Origin of the sequence: Phytobacter sp. V69 (assembly GCF_965644215.1) — a bacterium.
GTDB lineage: Bacteria > Pseudomonadota > Gammaproteobacteria > Enterobacterales > Enterobacteriaceae > Phytobacter.
On the sequence record NZ_CBFFRL010000241.1, the window covers coordinates 1 to 6,000 of the forward strand.

Annotated in this window: 6 protein-coding genes; 1 reads left to right on the forward strand and 5 read right to left on the reverse strand. The window is 54.4% G+C overall.

The window, feature by feature from the left end:
• Nucleotides 1-112: 112 nt before the first annotated feature.
• From crl to gpt, 3 genes are all read right to left on the reverse strand, one after another.
• Nucleotides 113-511 carry a sigma factor-binding protein Crl gene (gene crl / locus ACSZPU_RS22430; RefSeq protein ID WP_499003313.1) on the reverse strand — a complete coding sequence of 133 codons (399 nt, stop codon included), beginning with the start codon at nucleotides 509-511 and terminating at the stop codon, nucleotides 113-115.
• Nucleotides 512-568: 57 nt separating this feature from the next.
• Nucleotides 569-1,813, reverse strand: coding sequence for an esterase FrsA (gene frsA, locus ACSZPU_RS22435; RefSeq protein ID WP_499003318.1), 1,245 nt, complete (start codon nucleotides 1,811-1,813; stop codon nucleotides 569-571).
• A gap of 108 nt (nucleotides 1,814-1,921) precedes the next feature.
• A complete protein-coding gene (gene gpt / locus ACSZPU_RS22440; protein WP_499003320.1) occupies nucleotides 1,922-2,380 on the reverse strand; it encodes a xanthine phosphoribosyltransferase in 459 nt (152 codons plus the stop codon).
• A 258-nt stretch (nucleotides 2,381-2,638) separates the two neighbouring features.
• On the opposite strand from gpt, the gene pepD reads away from it, so the two are divergent.
• On the forward strand, nucleotides 2,639-4,096 hold the full coding sequence (gene pepD / locus ACSZPU_RS22445) for a cytosol nonspecific dipeptidase (RefSeq protein ID WP_499003321.1): 1,458 nt from the start codon (nucleotides 2,639-2,641) through the stop codon (nucleotides 4,094-4,096).
• An 81-nt stretch (nucleotides 4,097-4,177) separates the two neighbouring features.
• Here pepD and prfH read toward each other — a convergent pair whose 3' ends face one another.
• Both prfH and ACSZPU_RS22455 read right to left on the reverse strand, forming a co-directional pair.
• Nucleotides 4,178-4,792 (reverse strand): peptide chain release factor H, encoded by a 615-nt coding sequence (gene prfH / locus ACSZPU_RS22450; protein ID WP_499003323.1) that lies wholly within the window; start codon nucleotides 4,790-4,792, stop codon nucleotides 4,178-4,180.
• A complete protein-coding gene (locus ACSZPU_RS22455; protein WP_499003325.1) occupies nucleotides 4,789-5,949 on the reverse strand; it encodes an RNA ligase RtcB family protein in 1,161 nt (386 codons plus the stop codon). Before ACSZPU_RS22455 ends, prfH begins: the two co-directional genes overlap by 4 nt.
• Nucleotides 5,950-6,000: the final 51 nt, after the last annotated feature.

Here is a 6,000-nt window from a genome sequence, read left to right on the forward strand (position 1 = left end):
TGAGTAGCATTATTGGCAGAGCCAACTTATTGCTGACCACCTCCATAGGAGGTGGTGTTCATGCAAATATAAAAAAACGCCCTTCACTGAAGGGCGTTTTTATTTATTTCGCTTAAGCCTTAAGTTTAATCTCGTCCGAGAAATTATCCGCAGGCTCCAGTTTCAGCTCCAGCGCCGCCAGAACGTCACGGGCGCGGCCATGAAACTCACGCAGAGTATGTTCCAGTCGATCGGTGACTTCTGAATCTTTTATTACCGTTGCTTTCCAGTTCCCGTCTTTATCATACAGCCCGAATTGATAGCTATAGGTAAAGCGGTTTTGCTGCGCTTCCATTTCCATCCACCAGCCCCAGAATTCACGCTTCTCCGGCGCGGGCTTTACATTGACGCATACGGCCAGGCAATCAAAAAAGAAACGATTATCTGCACACTGTTCTTCGCGAATATACGGGCCTAGCGCGGTAAACCTTTTAATGAGTTTGCTCTTCGGATGTCCACTCGGTAACGTCATTGCGATCTCCTTTTGTGATGCAACTGTTTTACCAAATCAATCAAAATTAGCAATCCATTAACGCAATCTATAATTGATCCAGTCCGTAATATCCCGCAGCGCTTTATCAAAATTGCGATAAACCGGGTTAAACGGGATTTCCAGTAATTTACCGTCCGAGGATGACGAGGTAATTAAACGCGACTCGTCTTCCGGGCTGAATGGATCGTTTTTCCAGAAACCCGACAGCATCGGTGTCGGGCAGCGCCGTCCCAGTAATCCCTGGGTTTTCAGCGAATAGCGATTTAGCTCCACGCAGAGCGATTCATCCGACGCATTGTGCATGCCAAGACGGCTGGCGAGCACATCCATATACATCTCCGGCACGCGCCCCAGTTGCAATGGGGTAGTCAGCAGCGCATGTACCACCGGCCCCAGGCAGGCCACGGCTTTGAGGCGCTGAGACTCAAGATATCCCAGGCGAACCGCCACGTTCGCGCCAAAGCGAAAACCAAACGCCGCCACCCGAGTATGATCGACCCACGGAATGTTCGGCAGCGCTTGCAGCACATGCTGATGGAGTAGGCTCGAATCCTGGGTCAATTTCCATTTTGAGGAGAACCCGACGGACGGCATATCCAGCGTCAGCATGGCGATGCCCTGCGGCGCGAAATAGCGTTCGTACAGGTTGTAATAGTCGCTTTGCAGGCCATCCAGCCCGCCGCACATCAGTACGGTCGGAAAAGGCCCATCGCCTTTGGGCATATGCAAGAAGCCAATTACCGGTGAACCGCCCGGGATCGCGAATTCCATCTCTTTCATCGCCCCCGGCAGACGCTGCGCCGCTTCTTCATAGGCGCGATTTGCCAGCGCCTGCGCCTGCTCTGCCAGTATATCGCCTTTGATATGCGGATAAGCGGCAATGCTGTAAAGGTTCGACGCGTGTAGCCAGTGCTGGCCACTCAGGGTGATATCCGGCTCCTTGTTGGCTTTTTGCTGCCACAGCATGGCCTGGGTGGACCATTCGTAAATCCAGTTGCCGCCGCGATAGCCGACCACCGTATCGTAAAGTTCAGGATCGGAGTGCTCTGCCGAACTCATGGCGATGCGTGCCTGTACTTCCATGATCTCTTTCGGATCGACACCGCGCCAGATCCACATCAGTCGGTTGATCATGCGATACCAGTGGGGCGCATTGTTACCGTCCAGAGTAGATTCGATATGCGACAGTCCGTTATGGGCAAATGGACGCACCAGCGTTGAGGTTTCCGGGTGCTTGAAACGAGGTTTGAACAGGATTTCGCTGAGGTTAGCTTGTGGCATTGTGCGCAGCCTCCATGAATACGTCAATGACGGTATTGTAACCTGGCGAATGCGAAAAAAAACAACGCCCGGCAATGCCAGGCGTTGTAAATAATTATAAAGACGTGATTAGCGACCAGAGATAGGCGGAACGAAGACCACGCCCATATCCCATGGCTGCTCAATCCAGGTGTCCTGCGGAATATCGATCACGTAATCGTCAACCAGCGGACGACCGGCCGGTTTAGCGAAAATAGTGACGAAATGCGCTTTTGGATACATCTCGCGGATAGCCACCGCGGTACCGCCGGTATCAACCAGGTCATCAATAACGATGAAACCTTCACCATCACCCTCTGCGCGTTTGATGATTTTCATTTCGCGCTGGTTGTCGTGGTCATAGCTGGAGATGCAAACGGTATCGACATGACGAATACCCAGTTCACGTGCCAGCAGTGCGCCCGGCACCAGACCACCACGGCTAACGGCAATAATGCCTTTCCACTGTTCAGAAGGCATCAGGCGGCTTGCCAGTTTGCGTGCGTGAATCTGCAACATGTCCCAGGTGACGACGTATTTTTCGCTCATGTGAAGTGTCCCAGCCTGTGTATCTACGGCTTAAAAAGTGTTCTACGGGGAAATAGGTTGCGCGAGATTATAGAGATCTGCCGCGCTAAAAACCAGTGTTACCGGGCATTGCTGGCGCTTTTTACGCGACGCGTACTAACAGAGAGACAATAAAGTGGTATTCTCAAGTCCATCTCGCAAGCCGGCCTTGTGATTGTTCTGTAGTTTAACCCTCTGACCTGCAAGATATGCTGGCAGGCCTTTTACAGGAGACTCATCGTGTCTGAATTGTCTCAACTATCGCCACAACCGCTGTGGGATATTTTTGCCAAAATCTGTTCCATCCCTCATCCGTCTTACCATGAAGAAGAACTCGCCGCACACGTCATGAGCTGGGCGAAAGAAAAAGGCTTACATGCGGAACGCGATCAGGTTGGCAATATTCTGCTGCGCAAACCGGCAACGGCAGGTATGGAAAACCGCAAACCGGTAGTGCTGCAGGCGCACCTGGACATGGTGCCACAGAAAAACAACGACACCGTACATGATTTCACCAAAGACCCGATTCAGCCGTACATCGATGGCGAATGGGTAAAAGCACGCGGCACCACGCTGGGTGCAGATAACGGTATCGGTATGGCTTCAGCGCTGGCGGTGCTGGCTGATGACCGCGTTGAGCATGGCCCGCTGGAAGTGCTGCTGACCATGACCGAAGAAGCCGGTATGGACGGCGCGTTTGGCCTTCAGGCTAACTGGCTGCAGGCCGATATCCTGATCAACACCGACTCCGAAGAAGAAGGCGAGATCTACATGGGTTGCGCTGGTGGTATCGACTTCATCACCACCCTGCCGCTGTCCCGCGAAGCCGTTGCCGCTGGCACTCAGACCTTCAAGCTGACGCTGAAAGGGCTGAAAGGCGGTCACTCTGGTGGCGACATTCACCTGGGTCTTGGTAACGCCAACAAACTGCTGGCCCGTTTCCTGGTCGGCCATGCCGCTGAGCTGAACCTGCAGTTGGTCGATTTTAATGGTGGTACACTGCGTAACGCTATCCCACGTGAAGCCTTCGCGACCGTCGCCGTCCCGGCAGATAAAGCTGAACAGCTGAAATCGCTGGCAGCAACCTATCAGGGCATCCTGCAAAACGAACTGGAAATAAAAGAGAAGAACCTGGTGGTTCTGCTTGAGAGCGTTTCCAGCGACAAACAGGCGCTGACCGCTGCTTCCCGCGATAGCTTCATTCAGTTGCTGAACGCCACCCCGAACGGTGTGATCCGCAATTCTGATGTGGCGAAAGGCGTGGTAGAAACCTCCCTGAACGTCGGCGTAGTCACCATGCAGGACGACAGAGTGGAAATCATCTGCCTGATCCGTTCTCTGATCGACAGCGGTAAAGATTACGTTGTCAGCATGCTGGAATCGCTGGGAAAACTGGCTGGCGCGAAAACCGCACCAAAAGGTGGCTACCCAGGCTGGCAGCCGGATGCGAACTCACCGGTTATGCACCTGGTGCGTGAAACCTATCAGCGTCTGTTCAACAAGACGCCGAACATTCAGATCATCCACGCGGGTCTGGAATGTGGTCTGTTCAAAAAACCGTATCCGGACATGGATATGGTTTCTATCGGGCCAACCATCACCGGTCCACACTCCCCGGATGAGCAGGTTCATATCGAAAGCGTGGGTCAGTACTGGACGCTGCTGACTGAACTGCTGAAAGCCATTCCGGCAAAGTAATACGCTGAATCGCCGGATGGCGCTTCGCTTATCCGGCCTACATGCTCACTCGTAGGCCGGATAAAGCTTTATTACCGCTGACTACCTTTCCCTGAACGCCATACCTGTAAACGTCCGCACCGGATTACCGCGTTCAATCTGATGATGGAACATCCGTCGCTGCGCCCTTGAGGCCGCATCCCCTTCCTGACGCATTTGCTCCAGCCGCCAGGCAATCAGCAAGCGCGCCAGTCGTTTATTGGCATGCTGGCTGCGCTCCGACTGGACCTTCACGCTAATCCCGCTCGCCAGATGGGTTGCGCGCACCGCCGAATCGGTCTTGTTAACATGCTGCCCACCGGGACCGGAAGCACGCAAAGTGTCAAAACGGATATCATCGGACTGCGCCTGCTCCTGCGCGGAAAAACACCCGACACCCACATACCAGTTTTTGCGCCCGTGATTTGGTCGATACGGACTGGGGCAGATCCATTGCAGCGTGCCGCACCAGCTTTCGCTAAAAGCCTGCGCCTTGTCGCCATCAAGCAAGACCAGCGCAGAACGTAGCGCCCCCTCGCGGCTACCCGGTTCGGTCTCCAGCAGCGTCAAATCAACCTGTTGCGACGCGGCCTCTTTGATCAGACGATCCAGCGCTTTTTGCACCGCCAGACAGCACTCATCCGGCCCCTGAGCAGAAGAAAGTTGCAACAATATCATGCGCTTTTTCCTCCTCTGGTTTTCAAGGTCAGCACCGGGCGTAAACGGGCTACCGGTTCAATCAGCCCCGCCTTCAGCAGGCAATTCACCACACTTTCAGCCGATTTGTAGGCTTGCGGGGCTTCTTCATAGATCAGTTGTTTGTCGCGGCAAATAACCCGACTGCCCAGCTCCGTACGCGTCAGTTGCACAGGGCTGTATTTACCGGAAAGCCGCCCTTTGCACTCGGTACGCATCCATTTTCGCCCCGCACCGTGAGCGAGAGAATGCAGAGTGATGTCACTGGCAACGGGTTGCACCAGCCAGCTGTAATCGCCGCGTGACCCCGGGATGATGACCAGACCGCAATCACCAGGCGTGGCCCCTTTACGATGCAGCCACCCTTGGTGCCCGTTGACGGTAGCGGCTTCAACGTAGTTGTGCGTCACATCCAACATCCCCTGCCCTGTGGCGCGCATCTGCTGCAAAATACGGGTCGCAATCATCTGGCGATTCACCCTGGCAAACGCCAGCGCATCGTCATGCTCGGCCAGGTAGTTCCGTGCGTGTTCGCTCCCCTCACTCAAACCCTCATGGGAGAAAGCGGCGATATGACGTTGCAGGATAGCCTGCCCCAGACCGCGAGAACCGCTGTGCGTCAGTAACAGTAGATGTTGGGTATCAAACCCTGCCACCTGTAAGCGTTCACTGGCGAACACCCGATCGACCTGCTGCAGCTCGGCGAAGTGGTTGCCGCCGCCGATGGAGCCCAGCGCACTGCGCCACGGATGTGCCGCCAGGTTATCCGGCAGACAGTCATCCAGCCATGCCTCTTCGGCCACGTCGTCCATTACCGCCAGACGCTGTTCCTGTTTGTCGGCATTGTATTTGCGACTCAGGATGTCCGTTTGCCAGAGCGCCATGCCACAGCCGATATCGTTACCGACCAGCGCCGGATAAAAACGCCCGAGTGAGAAAAAGGCTGCGCCAATCGGATAGCCGCGTCCGGGGTGGAGATCGGGCATCCCGACGACGCGATACATACCGGGTAAATTTGCCGTTGTTTGTAATTGTTGGATCGCTGAACCTTCGATCCACAGATCTTCTGATGCAATATATGAAATCGCCTCAGAGAGATAATGAACATTGTTGCCCGCGAATTCAGATAATAAGTGCAACGCTCGGACATGATTGTGGAGAGTGTAGGAGGAAGGGTTAACTACCGATAA